The 13,877-nt window shown below is 71.2% G+C and carries 15 protein-coding genes; 7 read left to right on the top strand and 8 right to left on the bottom strand.

Going from position 1 to position 13,877, the window contains the following annotated elements; all coding sequences use genetic code 11:
- Positions 1–170: 170 nt before the first annotated feature.
- Both AC3YO9_RS02560 and AC3YO9_RS02555 read right to left on the bottom strand, forming a co-directional pair.
- Positions 171–632: a thioredoxin family protein gene (locus AC3YO9_RS02560; RefSeq protein WP_489982023.1), complete on the bottom strand. Its 462-nt coding sequence runs from the start codon at positions 630–632 to the stop codon at positions 171–173.
- Positions 629–1,417, bottom strand: a complete 789-nt coding sequence (locus AC3YO9_RS02555; protein ID WP_127784177.1) for an LmeA family phospholipid-binding protein — start codon at positions 1,415–1,417, stop codon at positions 629–631. Before AC3YO9_RS02555 ends, AC3YO9_RS02560 begins: the two co-directional genes overlap by 4 nt.
- Before the next feature lie 89 nt (positions 1,418–1,506).
- On the opposite strand from AC3YO9_RS02555, the gene AC3YO9_RS02550 reads away from it, so the two are divergent.
- From AC3YO9_RS02550 to pstB, 6 genes are all read left to right on the top strand, one after another.
- The gene (locus tag AC3YO9_RS02550; protein ID WP_489982022.1) at positions 1,507–2,340 is read left to right on the top strand and encodes a winged helix family transcriptional regulator; all 834 of its coding nucleotides are present in this window, start codon (positions 1,507–1,509) and stop codon (positions 2,338–2,340) included.
- Positions 2,337–3,251, top strand: coding sequence for a mycothiol synthase (mshD, locus tag AC3YO9_RS02545; RefSeq protein ID WP_489982021.1), 915 nt, complete (start codon positions 2,337–2,339; stop codon positions 3,249–3,251). Before AC3YO9_RS02550 ends, mshD begins: the two co-directional genes overlap by 4 nt.
- A 233-nt stretch (positions 3,252–3,484) precedes the next feature.
- Positions 3,485–4,618: a phosphate ABC transporter substrate-binding protein PstS gene (gene pstS / locus AC3YO9_RS02540; RefSeq protein ID WP_127784175.1), complete on the top strand. Its 1,134-nt coding sequence runs from the start codon at positions 3,485–3,487 to the stop codon at positions 4,616–4,618.
- A 107-nt stretch (positions 4,619–4,725) separates the two neighbouring features.
- Complete coding sequence (gene pstC / locus AC3YO9_RS02535; RefSeq protein ID WP_489982020.1) at positions 4,726–5,691, top strand: phosphate ABC transporter permease subunit PstC; 966 nt, start codon at positions 4,726–4,728, stop codon at positions 5,689–5,691.
- Positions 5,688–6,590, top strand: coding sequence for a phosphate ABC transporter permease PstA (gene pstA / locus AC3YO9_RS02530; protein ID WP_127784173.1), 903 nt, complete (start codon positions 5,688–5,690; stop codon positions 6,588–6,590). Before pstC ends, pstA begins: the two co-directional genes overlap by 4 nt.
- 17 nt (positions 6,591–6,607) lie before the next feature.
- The gene (gene pstB, locus AC3YO9_RS02525; protein ID WP_127784172.1) at positions 6,608–7,384 is read left to right on the top strand and encodes a phosphate ABC transporter ATP-binding protein PstB; all 777 of its coding nucleotides are present in this window, start codon (positions 6,608–6,610) and stop codon (positions 7,382–7,384) included.
- Between the two features lie 53 nt (positions 7,385–7,437).
- On the opposite strand, the gene AC3YO9_RS02520 is transcribed toward pstB, so the two are convergent.
- From AC3YO9_RS02520 to dusB, 4 genes are all read right to left on the bottom strand, one after another.
- Positions 7,438–7,776 carry a YnfA family protein gene (locus AC3YO9_RS02520; protein WP_206518035.1) on the bottom strand — a complete coding sequence of 113 codons (339 nt, stop codon included), beginning with the start codon at positions 7,774–7,776 and terminating at the stop codon, positions 7,438–7,440.
- A gap of 116 nt (positions 7,777–7,892) precedes the next feature.
- Complete coding sequence (gene phoU / locus AC3YO9_RS02515) at positions 7,893–8,567, bottom strand: phosphate signaling complex protein PhoU (protein WP_127784171.1); 675 nt, start codon at positions 8,565–8,567, stop codon at positions 7,893–7,895.
- An 86-nt stretch (positions 8,568–8,653) separates the two neighbouring features.
- The gene (locus tag AC3YO9_RS02510; protein ID WP_489982019.1) at positions 8,654–10,360 is read right to left on the bottom strand and encodes an LCP family protein; all 1,707 of its coding nucleotides are present in this window, start codon (positions 10,358–10,360) and stop codon (positions 8,654–8,656) included.
- Between the two features lie 198 nt (positions 10,361–10,558).
- Positions 10,559–11,695, bottom strand: a complete 1,137-nt coding sequence (dusB, locus tag AC3YO9_RS02505) for a tRNA dihydrouridine synthase DusB (protein WP_206518278.1) — start codon at positions 11,693–11,695, stop codon at positions 10,559–10,561.
- Positions 11,696–11,859: 164 nt separating this feature from the next.
- On the opposite strand from dusB, the gene AC3YO9_RS02500 reads away from it, so the two are divergent.
- On the top strand, positions 11,860–12,411 hold the full coding sequence (locus tag AC3YO9_RS02500) for a hypothetical protein (RefSeq protein WP_127784169.1): 552 nt from the start codon (positions 11,860–11,862) through the stop codon (positions 12,409–12,411).
- A gap of 18 nt (positions 12,412–12,429) precedes the next feature.
- Here the strand turns inward: AC3YO9_RS02500 and AC3YO9_RS02495 are convergent, their stop codons facing one another.
- The gene (locus AC3YO9_RS02495; RefSeq protein ID WP_489982018.1) at positions 12,430–12,855 is read right to left on the bottom strand and encodes an SRPBCC family protein; all 426 of its coding nucleotides are present in this window, start codon (positions 12,853–12,855) and stop codon (positions 12,430–12,432) included.
- Between the two features lie 68 nt (positions 12,856–12,923).
- A complete protein-coding gene (locus AC3YO9_RS02490; RefSeq protein ID WP_489982017.1) occupies positions 12,924–13,847 on the bottom strand; it encodes an acyl-ACP desaturase in 924 nt (307 codons plus the stop codon).
- Positions 13,848–13,877 lie beyond the last annotated feature (30 nt).

The raw sequence follows: 13,877 nt of genomic DNA, 5'->3' as shown, positions 1-13,877 counted from the left end.
ACGCGCGACGGATCAGCCGGGGTTCGCAGACACCCGGGGGCCTCCCAGCGGGACGTCTGCGTCAGTGCATGCGGCACAGCGCGCTGCCGACGCGGCACAGGTCAACTGTGCGGCGACGGGTGAGCAGCAGCTCGTGCCAGGTGAACACTCCGCGAAGTCTACTCAGACACTCAACTATTGCCCGCACGGCGGCCCACCAGCGGCTGCAGGACGGTTCGCAGGTCAGCGGCGTGCGGGGCCCCAGTGGCGCGGTGGCGCTGCTGCAACCCCGGGGCGTAGACGACCACGGTGGGCAGCGACAGCACCCGCAGGTGGCTGGCCAGCTCGGGGTGCTCGGCCACGTCGACCTCCAGGTGAGCCAGCTCGGGCAGGTCCTCGGCGAGCTGGTGCACCAGCGTCCGCACCCCCGCGCAGGGGCCGCACCAGGTGGCCGAGAAGTGCAGGAGCAGCGCGCTGCTCGCGGCCCTCGGGGCGCCGGCGGCCGCCAGCAGCTCGACCAGACGTTGTTGCTCGGCGGCGGGCGCGGGTGCACCGCTGGTCGCCCGCAGGGACCCGTTGCTCCTGCGCAGCAGCCACCCGAGCAGCAGCGCCACGGCCACGGCGGCGATCAGCACCACCAGCCCGACGGTCACGAGCGGGACAGCCGCGCCAGCCGCACGTCGGTGCCCTTGCCCTCCACCACGATGTCGGCGCCCTCGGCGTGCACGGTGGTGGGGGTCACCCCGAAGGGCAGGTAGTCGGAGTCGAGGGTGAGGGAGAACTTCTGCATGGCGATCTCCGACAGCGGCGCGGCCAGCGTGAGGGTCTTGCTGGACTGGCCGGCCATGGCGAAGCCGGTGGCGATGATGCGGACCTGCTGGCCGTCCAGCACGAGGTCGGCGTTCACGCTCACCTGCTGCTTGACCACACCACCGAGCTTGACGGTGCCGGTGAGCACGATGCCGCTCTGCGGCACCTTGTAGGCGTCGCCGCCGCTGGTGCCGAGTGTGGGATCCGCCACGGGCGCAGACACTTTCAGGTCGGAGATTCCGATCAGCTGGCCGAGGCGGGTCTCGTTGATCCGGATGCGGCTGTTGAGCTCGGACACCACGATGTCGTCCAGGTTTCCGCCGAACACCGAGGACGCAGGCACCTTCGCGCCGCGCAGCGTGGCCTCGACCGTCACGTTGCCCAGGTCGGCCATCGGCACGCCCACCGCGCGCACGTTCACCTGGCTGAAGCTGCCCTGGGCGGCCTGGGTCAGGAAGGGGAACCCGGTGATGCGCACCTCGGGGTCGCTGTTGAGGGTCAGCTCCTCGCGGAGCTCCTTGGACACCCGGTACTCCGCGTAGGCGGCGGTGCCGTAGTCCGCCAGCACGGCGACGAGCAGGACGCCGATCAGGGAGAAGACGAAGGTGCGCACTGGCCCATCTTCCATGATCGTTAACGGTGCTTGGGTGCTCGGCCGGCGGGCGTCCCGCTATTGTTTGCCGGACGGATGCCTGATGGGTACGAGGTGGGAGGCGCATGGACCTGTTGCTGCTCACCGCTGATCCTGACCCGGACGCGGTCCTGCCGGCGTTGACGCTGCTGGCGCACTCGGTGCGGGCCGTGGCACCGGACCTGCCGGCCCTGCTGGAGGCCGGCGCCTGTGACGTTGCGCTCATCGATGCGCGCACCGATCTGGCCGGCGCCCGCGGGCTGTGCCGGCTGCTGGTCGGCGGGGCCGCGATCAACGTGCCCGTGGTGGCGGTGCTGACCGAGGGCGGCCTGGTCGCGGTGAACCCCGAGTGGGGCATCGACGACGTGCTGCTGCCCGGCACCGGCCCGGCCGAGATCGACGCCCGGCTGCGCCTGGTGCTGGGACGCCACCAGAGCACCCACGCCCCGGTGTCCTCCACCAAGGTCACCCTGGGCGAGCTGGTCATCGACGAGGAGACCTACAGCGCCCGGCTGCGCGGCAAGCCGCTGGACCTCACCTACAAGGAGTTCGAGCTCCTCAAGTACCTCGCTCAGCACGCCGGCCGGGTGTTCACCCGTGCCCAGCTGCTGCACGAGGTGTGGGGCTACGACTTCTTCGGCGGCACCCGCACCGTCGACGTGCACGTGCGTCGCCTCCGGGCCAAGCTCGGCGCCGACCAGGAGGCGCTGATCGGCACGGTGCGCAACGTCGGCTACAAGGCCGTGCGCCCCAGTGCCCGCGGCGCGGTGGCCGCCGAGCCCGACACCACCGAGCCCGGCACCACCGAGGACGCGACGGCCGAGGCCGCCGCCGCCCACAACGCCGGTGCGTCCGCACCGGGGGACTCCGGGCCCGACGCGGCCGTGGACCCGGAACGGATGAGCGGAGCCCGGGCGTGAGCAGCCCCGGCCCGGCCGCGCTGCAGGTCTGCGACACCCTCGACGACGCCCAGCGACACGCGGTGGGTGAGCTGCTGCAGGCGGCCCACCAGGCTGACGGCGTCGCCGCCGTCTCCGAGCAGGTGGTGCTGGCCGTGGCCGCGGACAGCTCCGGCCCGCACCTGCTGGCCACCCGCGGCGGGGAGCTGGCCGGCTACGCCCACCTCAGCGCCGCCTCCGCCGAGGAGGCCAACCCCATGGCCGAGCTGGCCGTGCACCCGCGGCACCGCCGCCGCGGCGTGGGCACCGTGCTGGCACGGGACCTGCTCGACCGGGCCGGGGAGTCGCTGCGGGTGTGGGCGCACGGCAACCTCCCCGCCGCCCAGGCGCTGGCCCGTCGGCTGCAGCTGACCAGCCGCCGCGAGCTGTGGCAGATGCGGGTGGACCTCGCCGGCGCGGAGCTGCCCGCCGTCCGGCTGCCGGAGGGGGTGCGGCTGCGCACCTACGTGCCCGAGCGCGACGACGCGGAGGTGCTGCGGGTGAACAACGCGGCGTTCTCCTGGCACCCCGAGCAGGGGGGCTGGGGCCCGGCCGACCTGGCTGCGCGCCGGGCTGAGCCGTGGTTCGACCCGAACGGCTTCTTCCTGGCGGTGGACTCCGACGACCGGGTGCTGGGGTTCCACTGGACCAAGGTGCACCCCGCCGAGGGTGACGAGCCGGCGCTGGGTGAGGTCTACGTGGTGGGCGTGGACCCGGCCGCGCAGGGCGGTGGGCTGGGCCGGTCACTGACCATCGCCGGCCTGGAGCACCTGCGCTCGCGCGGGCTGAGCACGGTGCTGCTGTACGTGGAGGCGGACAACGCCGCCGCGGTGCACACCTACACCAAGCTCGGGTTCAGCCAGTTCCACGTCGACGTGGCGTACGGGCGCTAACCACCGCTCTGCTGTGGGTGTGCTCACCCGCAGCGGCCGCGGCGCAGGCTGTTCACCTTGCGTTCACCCGCACAGGGGCAGGTAGTCACTCACGGTGTCTACGTTCTCCTCAGACGGCACACAGTCGTCCGGTGGACACGGGGCCGTGGTCGTGGCCCGTTCCTCCCCATGACCTGAGGTGGGCAGCGCCCCGCAGCGAGCGGTGCGCACCCCGAGATCTCTGGAGGAGCTAGGTGAAGCTCAATCGACGTGCGGCCCGATCCAGCGTTGCGATCGGGTTCGTCGCCGCCGGTGCCGTGCTGCTGTCGGCCTGCGGGACCGACGACAACACGAGCTCGAGCAGTGCAGCAGGCTCCGCCTCCACCGACACGGTGCAGTGCGGCGGGACGGCCACCCTCAAGGCCAGCGGCTCCACCGCGCAGGCCAACGCCATGAAGCGATTCATCACCGCCTACCAGGACGCGTGCAGCGGCAAGTCGCTGGACTACAACGGCAACGGCTCCGGCGCCGGCATCACCGAGTTCCTCGGCAAGCAGACCGACTTCGCCGGCTCCGACTCGCCGCTGAGCGAGTCCAAGGGCGAGGTCGCCAAGGCCGCAGAGCGCTGCGGCGGAGCTGAGGCGTGGAACCTGCCGGTCGTCTTCGGCCCCATCGCACTGAGCTACAACCTCAGCGGGGTGGCCAACGTGGCGCTCGACGGCCCCACCGTGGCCAAGATGTTCAACGGCGCCATCACCACCTGGAACGACCCCGCCATCGCCGCGCTGAACCCGGGCGTCTCCCTGCCGAGCACCAAGGTCACGGTGATCTTCCGCAACGACGAGTCGGGCACCACGGACAACTTCCAGATGTACCTGGAGAAGGCCTCCGACGGGGCGTGGACCCAGGGCGTGGGCAAGGCGTTCAAGGGCGGCGTCGGTGAGGGGGCCAAGGGCAACGACGGAACGGCAGCCGCGGTGAAGTCCACCCCGGGTGCCATCACCTACAACGAGTGGGCCTTCGCCAAGGCGCAGAACCTGCAGACCGCGGCGGTGCAGACCTCCGCCGGCGGCGGGGCGGTGCAGATCAGCACCGAGTCGGTGGGCAAGACCATCGCCGGTGCCACGGTGAAGGGCCAGGGCAACAACCTGGTGCTGGACACCTCCAGCTTCTACAAGCCCACCCAGCAGGGTGCCTACCCGATCGTTCTCGCCACCTACGAGATCGTCTGCTCGAAGTACCCGGACGCGCAGACCGGTGAAGCGGTGCGCGCGTTCCTGCAGACGGCGATCACCACGGGGCAGCGGGGCCTGGAGAACAACGGCTACATCCCGGTGCCTGACTCCTTCAAGAACAAGCTCAGCACCGCCGTCGACGCGATCGCCTGATCGAGAGAAGCAGTGACGGACTGATGACAGTGCGACCGAACGTCGTGCAGGGATCCGGCCGGGCACCCGAGGGGTCCGGCCGGACTGCGGCAGGCAAGATGGGCGGCATGCCCGACCCAGGACAGACCGACCGGGCGAAGCCGAGATCCACCGGACGGCGCGGCGACGTCGTGTTCCGGAACCTGACCACCGCGTCGGGTGTCTCGATCATCGTCGCCATCGCCCTCATCGCGATCTTCCTGCTGCTGCAGGCCGTGCCCTCGCTGCTTGCCGACCACGCGAACTTCCTCACCTCCGACGAGTTCGCCGTCGGCAACACCAACGACATGCGCTTCGGCATCCGGAGCCTGTTCATCGTCACGGTGCTCAGCTCCTTGTTCGCGCTGGTCATCGCCGTGCCCATCGCCATCGGCATCGCGCTGTTCGTCACCCAGTACGCCGACCGGCGACTGGCCAAGCTGTTCAGCTCGTTGATCGACCTGCTGGCCGCGGTGCCCTCGATCATCTTCGGCCTGTGGGGAATCCTGGTGCTGGCGCCCAAGATCACCCCGTTCGCGGAGTGGCTCAACCGCAACCTCGGCTGGTTCCCGCTGTTCGCCACCGGCAACGTGTCGGTCTCCGGCGGCGGCACCATCTTCACCGCCGGGATCGTGCTGGCGGTGATGATCCTGCCGATCATCACCTCCGTGACCCGTGAGGTGTTCCGGCAGACCCCCAAGGCGCACATCGAGGCCGCCCAGGCCCTCGGGGCCACCAAGTGGGAGGTCATCAGGATGACCGTGCTGCCCTTCGGGCGCAGCGGCACCATCGCGGCCTCCATGCTGGGTCTGGGTCGTGCGCTCGGGGAGACCGTGGCCGTGCTCATCATCCTGCGCTCCTCCAGCACCGGCGCCACGTTGTCGCTCTTCGACGGCGGCTTCACCTTCGCCTCCAAGATCGCCTCGGCGGCCTCGGAGTTCAGCCAACCGCTGTCCACCGGCGCCTACATCGCCGCCGGCTTCGTGCTGTTCGTGCTCACGTTCGTGGTCAATGCAGCGGCCCGGGCCATCGCGGGCGGGAAGGTGAACGGATGAGCTCGGTACTGGAGAAGCCGCTCGTCGGCCCCACCTTCACCACCGTCAGCGGCGGCCGCAAGGCCAAGAACCTGCTGGCCACCGTGCTGGTGTCGGCGGCGTTCGTGGTCGCGATGATCCCGCTGGTGTGGGTGATCTACACGGTCGTGCGGCGCGGCATCGACGCCGTGACGGCCGCGGACTGGTGGTCGCACTCCCAGCGGGGCATCCTGCCGGAGGACTTCGGCGGCGGGGTGTACCACGCGCTCTACGGCACCATCGTGCAGTCGCTGATCGCCTCGGTGGTGGCGGTGCCGCTGGGGATCCTGGTGGCCATCTACCTGGTGGAGTACGGCCGGGGCCGGCTGGCCAAGGCCACCACCTTCATGGTGGACGTGCTGTCCGGCATCCCGTCCATCGTGGCCGCGCTGTTCGTGTTCAGCGTGTGGATCACCACGCTGGGCTTCGAGCAGAGCGCCTTCGCGGTGTCGCTGGCGCTGATGCTGCTGATGCTGCCGGTGGTGATCCGCTCGGCCGAGGAGATGCTGCGCCTGGTGCCCGACGACCTGCGGGAGGCGTCCTACGCCCTCGGGGTGTCGCGGTCCACCACCATCCTCAAGGTGGTGCTGCCCTGCGCCATCTCCGGGATCATCAGCGGCATCCTGCTGGCGGTGGCCCGCGTGGCCGGGGAGACCGCGCCGGTGCTGGTGCTGGTCGGCTACACCACCTCGATCAACACCGACGTGTTCCACAACAACATGGCCTCGCTGCCGCTGGTCATCTACAACGAGCTCACCAACCCCACGGTGGCTGGGCAGCAGCGGGTGTGGGGCGCCGCCCTCACCCTCATCCTGCTCATCGCCGTCCTCAACGTGCTGGCTGCCTTCGTCGCCCGCGTGTTCGCCCCCAAGACCAAGTGAAGCGGTAGGAGCCCTCCATGGCCAAGCGCCTCGACCTCAAGGACCTGAACATCTACTACGGCAAGTTCCACGCCGTCAGCTCGGTGAACCTGTCTGTCCCTCCGCGCAGCGTCACCGCCTTCATCGGGCCGTCCGGCTGCGGCAAGTCCACCGTGCTGCGCACCCTCAACCGGATGCACGAGGTGATCCCCGGAGCCCGCGTGGACGGCGGGGTGCTCCTCGACGGCGAGGACATCTACGCCAGCACGGTGGACCCGGTGGCCGTGCGCCGCACCATCGGCATGGTGTTCCAGCGGCCCAACCCGTTCCCCACCATGAACATCCGGGACAACGTGGTGGCTGGGCTCAAGCTGCAGGGGATGAAGGGCAAGAAGGCCCTGGAGGAGGTGGCGGAGAAGAGCCTGCGCGCGGCCAACCTGTGGAACGAGGTCAAGGACCGCCTGGACAAGCCCGGTGGTGGGCTCTCCGGTGGCCAGCAGCAGCGGCTGTGCATCGCCCGGGCCATCGCCGTGCAGCCGGACGTGCTGCTGATGGACGAGCCGTGCTCGGCGCTGGACCCGATCTCCACGCTGGCGATCGAGGACCTGATCACCGAGCTCAAGCAGGAGTTCACCATCGTCATCGTCACCCACAACATGCAGCAGGCGGCCCGGGTGAGCGACCAGACCGCGTTCTTCAACCTGGCCGGCGTGGGCCAGCCGGGCCAGCTGATCGAGGTGGGCGACACCGAGGTGATCTTCTCCAACCCGGTGGAGAAGGCCACGGAGGACTACATCTCCGGCCGCTTCGGCTAGACCCACCCGCGGCGGCGACGCTGCAGGCGGTGTGGCGGTGCCCACCAGCTGGGTCAGGCGCCGCGTGGGGCGTACATGATGACCGCGACCCCGGCCAGGCAGAGCAGGGCGCCGGCGAGGTCGTAGCGGTCCGGGCGGAAGCCGTCCATCACCATGCCCCAGACCAGCGATCCAGCGACGAACACCCCTCCGTAGGCGGCGAGGATGCGGCCGAAGCTCGCGTCAGGCTGCAGCGTGGCGACGAAGCCGTAGAGACCCAGGGCGATGACTCCGGCGCCGACCCAGATCCAGCCGCGGTGCTCCCGGATGCCCTGCCAGACCAGCCACGCGCCGCCGATCTCGGCGAGTGCGGCGAGGACGAAGAGGGCCAGGGATCGGACGACGTCAGTCACGCCAGGCAACGATGCCAGACGCCGGCCCCGGCGGTAGCCGGCTGGCTCCCGCGAACGACGGCGGCCCCTACCCGATCGGGTAGGGGCCGCCGTCGTTCGCGTCGGTGGGGGAGCTGCTACTCCGAGACCTTGATGTCCGGGGTGGCGGGCTCCGGGTGCTTGCCGGTGACCAGGAAGATGACCTGGCGCGCGACCTCGACCGCGTGGTCGGCAAAGCGCTCGTAGAAGCGGCCCAGCAGGGTGACGTCCACCGCGGCGGCCACGCCGTGCGGCCACGCGTCGTCCATGATCACGCTGAACAGGTGCTTGTGCAGGTCGTCCATCGCGTCGTCCTCGTCCTCGAGGAGTGCGGCGCGGTCGGGGTCGCGGGTGAGCAGCACCTCCCGGGCGGAGGCGGCCAGGGAGACCGCCACGTGCCCCATCTCGGTGAAGTAGCCACGCACCTCGTCCGGCAGGACCCGCTTGGGGTGGCGGCGGCGGGCGATCTTGGCGACGTGCAGCGCCAGCTCCCCCATCCGGTCGATGTCGGCGACGATGTGGATGGCCGCGACGACCGTGCGCAGGTCGCCGGCAACCGGCGCCTGCAGCGCGAGCAGGGCAAAGGCCTTCTCCTCGCAGGCCAGGGCCAGCTCGTCGATGTGGTCGTCGTCGCTGATCACCTGCTCGGCGAGCGGGAGGTCGGCCTCGAGCAGGGCCTGGGTGGCTCGTTGCATGGCCAGCTCGGCCAGGCCGCACATGGCGGCGAGCTCTCCGGCGAGGTCACTGAGCTGTTCTGTGTAGGCGACGCGCATGCATGCAGAGTACGTGCTCAGCAGGACAATTCCGGGCAGCCGACGTGAACGGTCGGTGAACGGTCGAGGGACGGTGGGCTGCGCGCTCAGGTGCAGCTGACGTCGCCGGCGTTGACCACCGCGAGATCGCTGGGCAGTGGCTTGGTGCCGACGCCTTCCGGACCGCTGGGTGGCACCACGGAGCCGTCAAAGCTGTTGCCCAGCAACACGTCTACCGTGGCGCCCAGGCCGGCGACCAGCTGCAGCTGGGACCCGGGGATGGACGTGGCCAGCTGCTCGGCCGCCGCGGCCTGCTCGGCGGAGTAGCGGATGACCGTGCTGGCCCGCACCCCCTCGGCGCTGTCGATCCGGGCCACGGTGTAGCCCAGGTCGGTGAGCTGCCTGCCGGTGCTGGTGGCCAGCCCGGCGGTGTTGGTGGCGTTGCGCAGGGTGAGCTGGGCGCTGCCGCCGGGCTTGGGCACCTCGGGCGGGGTGGTGGGCGCAGGCGTGGTGGGGGCGCCCTGCTCGCCCGGCAACGGGGTGCCGTTGATGACGGCACGGAAGATGCTGGTGATCTCCGGCAGGTTGGGGACCTCGTTGCCGTAGCGGGTGCCGTTGGTGGGCACCGTGAGGAAGGTGACCCGCCCGGCGGACAGGCCCTGCAGCGACTGCCCGAGAGTGAGCAGGGAGTCCGAGTTCATGTTCTCGCCGAAGGTGGCGGCGGTGAACCCGTTGATGAAGCCGTTGAGCTTGCGCAGGTCCAGCAGCACGTCGGTGGACATGGACTTGCGCAGCAGCGAGGACAGGAACCGCTGCTGACGGGTGATGCGCCCGTAGTCGCCGTTGGTCTCGGAGTCGACCTTGCGGGCCCGCACGTAGTTCAGGGCCGTGGTGCCGTCGATGGTGCTGGTGCCGGCGGTGGGCAGGATCGTGCCCAGCTCGCCGTCCACCAGTGGGCGGGTGGCGCACACCTCCACGCCACCGATCTGGTCGACCAGGGCGGAGAAGCCGGAGAAGTCGATGCCCACGAAGTGGTTGATCTTGAGGCCGGAGATCTGCTGGATCACCTGGACCAGGCACTTGGGTCCGCCGGTGGCGTAGGCGGAGTTGAGCTTGGCGCGCTTCTCCGGCTCGGCCACCGTGCTGGTGTAGGAGGCGCTGGGGTTGTCCCACTCCGCGCACGCCGGGCGGTCGATCTCCAGGTCGCGGGGGAAGGACACCACCACGACGCGGCCGCGGTCGGCAGGCACGTGGGCCAGCATCACGGTGTCGGAGCGGGCGCCCTCGGCCTGCGCCGTGGTGCCGGCGCCGATCTCGCCGTTGGTGCCGGCGCGGGAGTCCGAGCCCACCAGCAGGTAGTTCTCGTCGCCGCGCTGACCGTCGGCGTCCTGCACCGAGGCCGAGCCCTCGTCGAGGGCCTCGACGTTGCGCACCTTGGAGTCGAGGTACTGCGTGGCTGACCACATGGCGCCGGTGACGACGAAGACCGCCACGGCGACCAGGGCGGCGAGCGTGCGGCGCAGCAGTGCCGTGCGGTGGCGGCGCTGCCCGCGCTTGACCTCCAGGCGGGTGGGTCGACGCGGCTCGATCTCCACCGGGGCCACCGTCCGGCCGCGCGCACCAGGCAGGGCCACCGGGCGGGCCACCGCGAGGCCGGCAGCGCGGGGGGTGTCCGCCGCGCTCTCGGCGGGGGTGCGCCGGCGCCGTGGCGGGGTGGGGCTCACCGCCCAGGGGCGCTCCCACGGCGCTGGGTGGTCACGGCGACCGGGGGACGGTGCCGCGCCAGGCGCACCCGCGCGTTCGTCGTCGCTCAACCGGTCTCTCCTCGTCCCGACGCACCGCTGTCCGCCTCGCACGCGCGAGGTGCCTTGGCTGTGCTGCGGCACCGATCAGGTGCGCCGGCTCATGGTACGGACCTGGTGGTGGTGTGCTAACGCGAGGTTCCACTGGCTGACCAGCGGTGTCTCCGAACGAGCGCCGCTGGTGAGAGGGCGCTCGGCGCGGCCCGGGGCTCAGCCGCCGGAGCTGTCGATCTCCGCGCCCACCGGGACGGTGCTGTCCTCGGGGTCGTCCAACCACCCCTCGGGCAGCGCCACCTTGCCCGGCGAGCCCTGCCGGCCCCGCGGTCCCTCGGCGTCGGCGGGGTAGGGCACGTCGGCGTCGAGCTGGTCCAGCAGCCGGTCGAGCTCGTTCAGGTGTGAGACCAGCGCCAGCTTCTGGCGCAGCTCGGAGCCCACCGGGAAGCCACGCAGGTACCAGGACACGTGCTTGCGCAGGTCGCGCAGGCCCCGGTCGTCGCCGTGGTGGGCGGCCAGCAGCTCGGCGTGGCGGCGGAGCACGACCGCCACCTCGCCCAGGGTCGGAGGAGTGGGGACCGGCGACCCGGTGAGGGCGGCGGAGAGCTCGGCGAACAACCACGGTCGGCCCAGGCACCCCCGGCCCACGACGACGCCGTCGCAGCCGGTCCGGTCCATCATGGACACGGCGTCCTCGGCGCTGAAGATGTCGCCGTTGCCCAGCACGGGGACGTCGGTGACGTGCTCCTTGAGTCGCGCGATCTCGTCCCAGCGGGCGGTGCCGGAGTAGCGCTGGGCCGCGGTGCGGGCGTGCAGGGCCACCGCGACCGCGCCCTCGGCCGCGGCGATGCGACCGGCGTCGAGGTGGGTGTGGTGCTCCTCGTCGATGCCGATGCGGAACTTCACGGTGACCGGGACGCCCGCCGGCTCAGCGGCCCGCACGGCCGCGCCCACGATCGCCGCGAACAGCCGGCGCTTGTAGGGCAGCGCCGACCCGCCACCCTTGCGGGTCACCTTGGGCACGGGGCAGCCGAAGTTCAGGTCGATGTGGTCGGCGAGGTCCTCCTCGACGATCATCCGCACCGCGTCCGCCGTGGTGGCCGGATCGACGGTGTAGAGCTGCAGCGACCGCGGCTGCTCGCTGGGCGCGAACGTGGTCATGTGCAGCGTGTCCGGGTGGCGCTCCACCAGCGCACGGGCGGTGACCATCTCGCACACGTAGAGCCCGGCCGCAGGACGACCGCTGTAGAGCTCCTCCTGCTCGCGGCACAGCGTGCGGAACGCGACGTTGGTGACACCGGCCATGGGCGCCAGCACCACCGGGCTGCGCAGCGCCAGCGGGCCGATGCGCAGGGCCGTCGGCGCGGCGTCGAGGGTGGAGGTCACCGCTACATTGTGCCGTGTCGGCCGAGGGTCCCCCAGCGGGGCGCGACCAGGGACGCACCAACCAGCGCTGTTGCCGGCGGAGGCAGTCAAAACTGCTGCCAATCCTGCTGTGCGCGTGCGATAGTGCGTCGATGAGCGACCTGAAGCAGGGTGCCGGTGGGCGCCGCCTCAGCCGGCCCGAGCGCCGCGCCGCCAGGAAGGCGGCCCGGGAGCGCCACCGAGCCGACGTCCGCTACCGGGCGGCGCACCGTCGCGACCCGCTGCCCCACGGGGTGCGGATGGTGTACCTCGAGCACCGGGCGGCCGCGCTGTGGGTGCGGGCGCCCGGCCAGGCGGCCCTGCGCACCGAGCGCGACGGCCCCTGGCAGGAGCTGAAGATCCGCAGCGTCCGCCGCTGCCTGCGGCCCTGGCTGGTGCGGATCACGCTGGCCGACGGCACCCGGTTGACGCTGCGGCCGATCGTGCCCGGCCACGCCGGGCTGGCGGACTGCGGTCATGACCAGGGCGGGCCGGAGGGGTCCACGCCGGACGACGTCGGCGGCGGGGACGACCCGTTGACGCTGCTCCTGCTGGTGCTGATGTGGCTGTTCATGCTGGTGCTGCTGCCCTGGTCGGGCTGGAACAACGCTCGGCGGTGCGTCCACGCACACCGCCTCGTTCGGGCGCTCGCGCGGCGGCCCTGAGCGAGAGGCGCGACCTGGTCAGCGGTTGCAGCGGCGGGCCAGCACGCGGGCCAGCGTGCCGATGGCCAGCTTGAGCACCACCTGGGCGCCAGGAAAGGCCGGCTGGAAGTCGATGGTCCAGGTGAAGCGGGTTCCGCTGCCGGCCGGCTCCAGGACGATCTCGCCGGTGTAGCTCTTGGCCGGCACCCCGGACAGTGCCTCGTAGGCCAGCAGCTTGCCCGGCTCGAAGGCGGTGATGCGCTCCCGGATGGGCGGGCCGGCCAGGGTGATCCGACGGATCGCGCCGACGCCGTTGCGGTGACCGGTGCCCTCCTGCTCCAGCGCCACCTTGGGCAGCGGCAGACGCTGCGGAGTCCAGCCGGCCATGCCCTCGTGGTCGGAGACCTCGCCCCAGACGTGCTCGGGGGACGCGGACACGGTGTGGGTGAAGGAGTACCGGCTCATGGCTGCATCCAACCAGAGCGGCCCGGTTCCGTTGTGCTGGAACCGGGCCGCGCGGGGAAGGACGGGTGTCAGGCGCGGGCGGCCTGGCGGGCCAGCGCCCGGTCGCGGGACTCCTCGAAGCGGGTGGCTGCGGCGTCGAGGGCCTTGAGCGCAGCCGCGAGCTCGTCCCGGGCCTGCTCGCCCTCGGCGGTGAGGCCCCCGCGCTCGAAGACCTGCCACTTGCGCAGCACCGGCATGATCACGTCGTCGTGGTGCTGCCGGAGGTCGTAGATGCCGGCCTTGGCGATGAGCACCGAGCTGCGGCGGTAGTTGGCCATGTCCGAGCCGGGCATCTGGAAGTTGATGACCTCCTCGGTGATGGCGCGCATGGTCTGGTCCGGCGCGCGGTCGAAGGCGGCGTCGACGAGGTTGCGGTAGAAGATCATGTGCAGGTTCTCGTCCGCGGCGATGCGCGCGAGCATCTTGTCGGCGATCGGGTCGCCGCAGGCCTTGCCGGTGTTGCGGTGCGAGACCCGGGTGGCCAGCTCCTGGAAGCTGACGTAGGCCACGGTCTGCAGCATGGACTTGCCCGGTGCGTCGTAGCCGTTGGTCATGTGCGCCATGCGCGCGTTCTCCAGCGCCACCGGGTCCACGCCACGGGTGACCACCAGGTAGTCGCGCATGACGATGCCGTGGCGGTTCTCCTCCGCCGTCCACCGTCCGACCCAGGTGCCCCAGGCGCCGTCCTGCCCGAAGTGCTGGGCGATCACGCGGTGGTAGGAGGGCAGGTTGTCCTCGGTGAGCAGGTTGAGGACCATCGCGGCCTTGGCGGTCTCGCTCAGCGCGGACTGCTCGGGCTCCCAGTCCTGTCCGCCCATGGCGGCGAAGTTGCGGCCCTCGTCCCACGGGACGTAGTCGTGCGGGTGCCAGTCCTTGGTGATCGCGAGGTGTCGATCGAGGTTCTCGGCCACGACAGGTTCTAGCTCGTGCAGCAGCTCGAGCTCCGTCATCATTCTTGGCACTGGTCCTCCTGGGTCCCCTGG

Source organism: Rhodococcus sp. Z6_132 (assembly GCF_058133635.1).
Note: the sequence above shows the minus strand (reverse complement) of the source record. Positions and strands in the feature narration are given on the sequence as shown.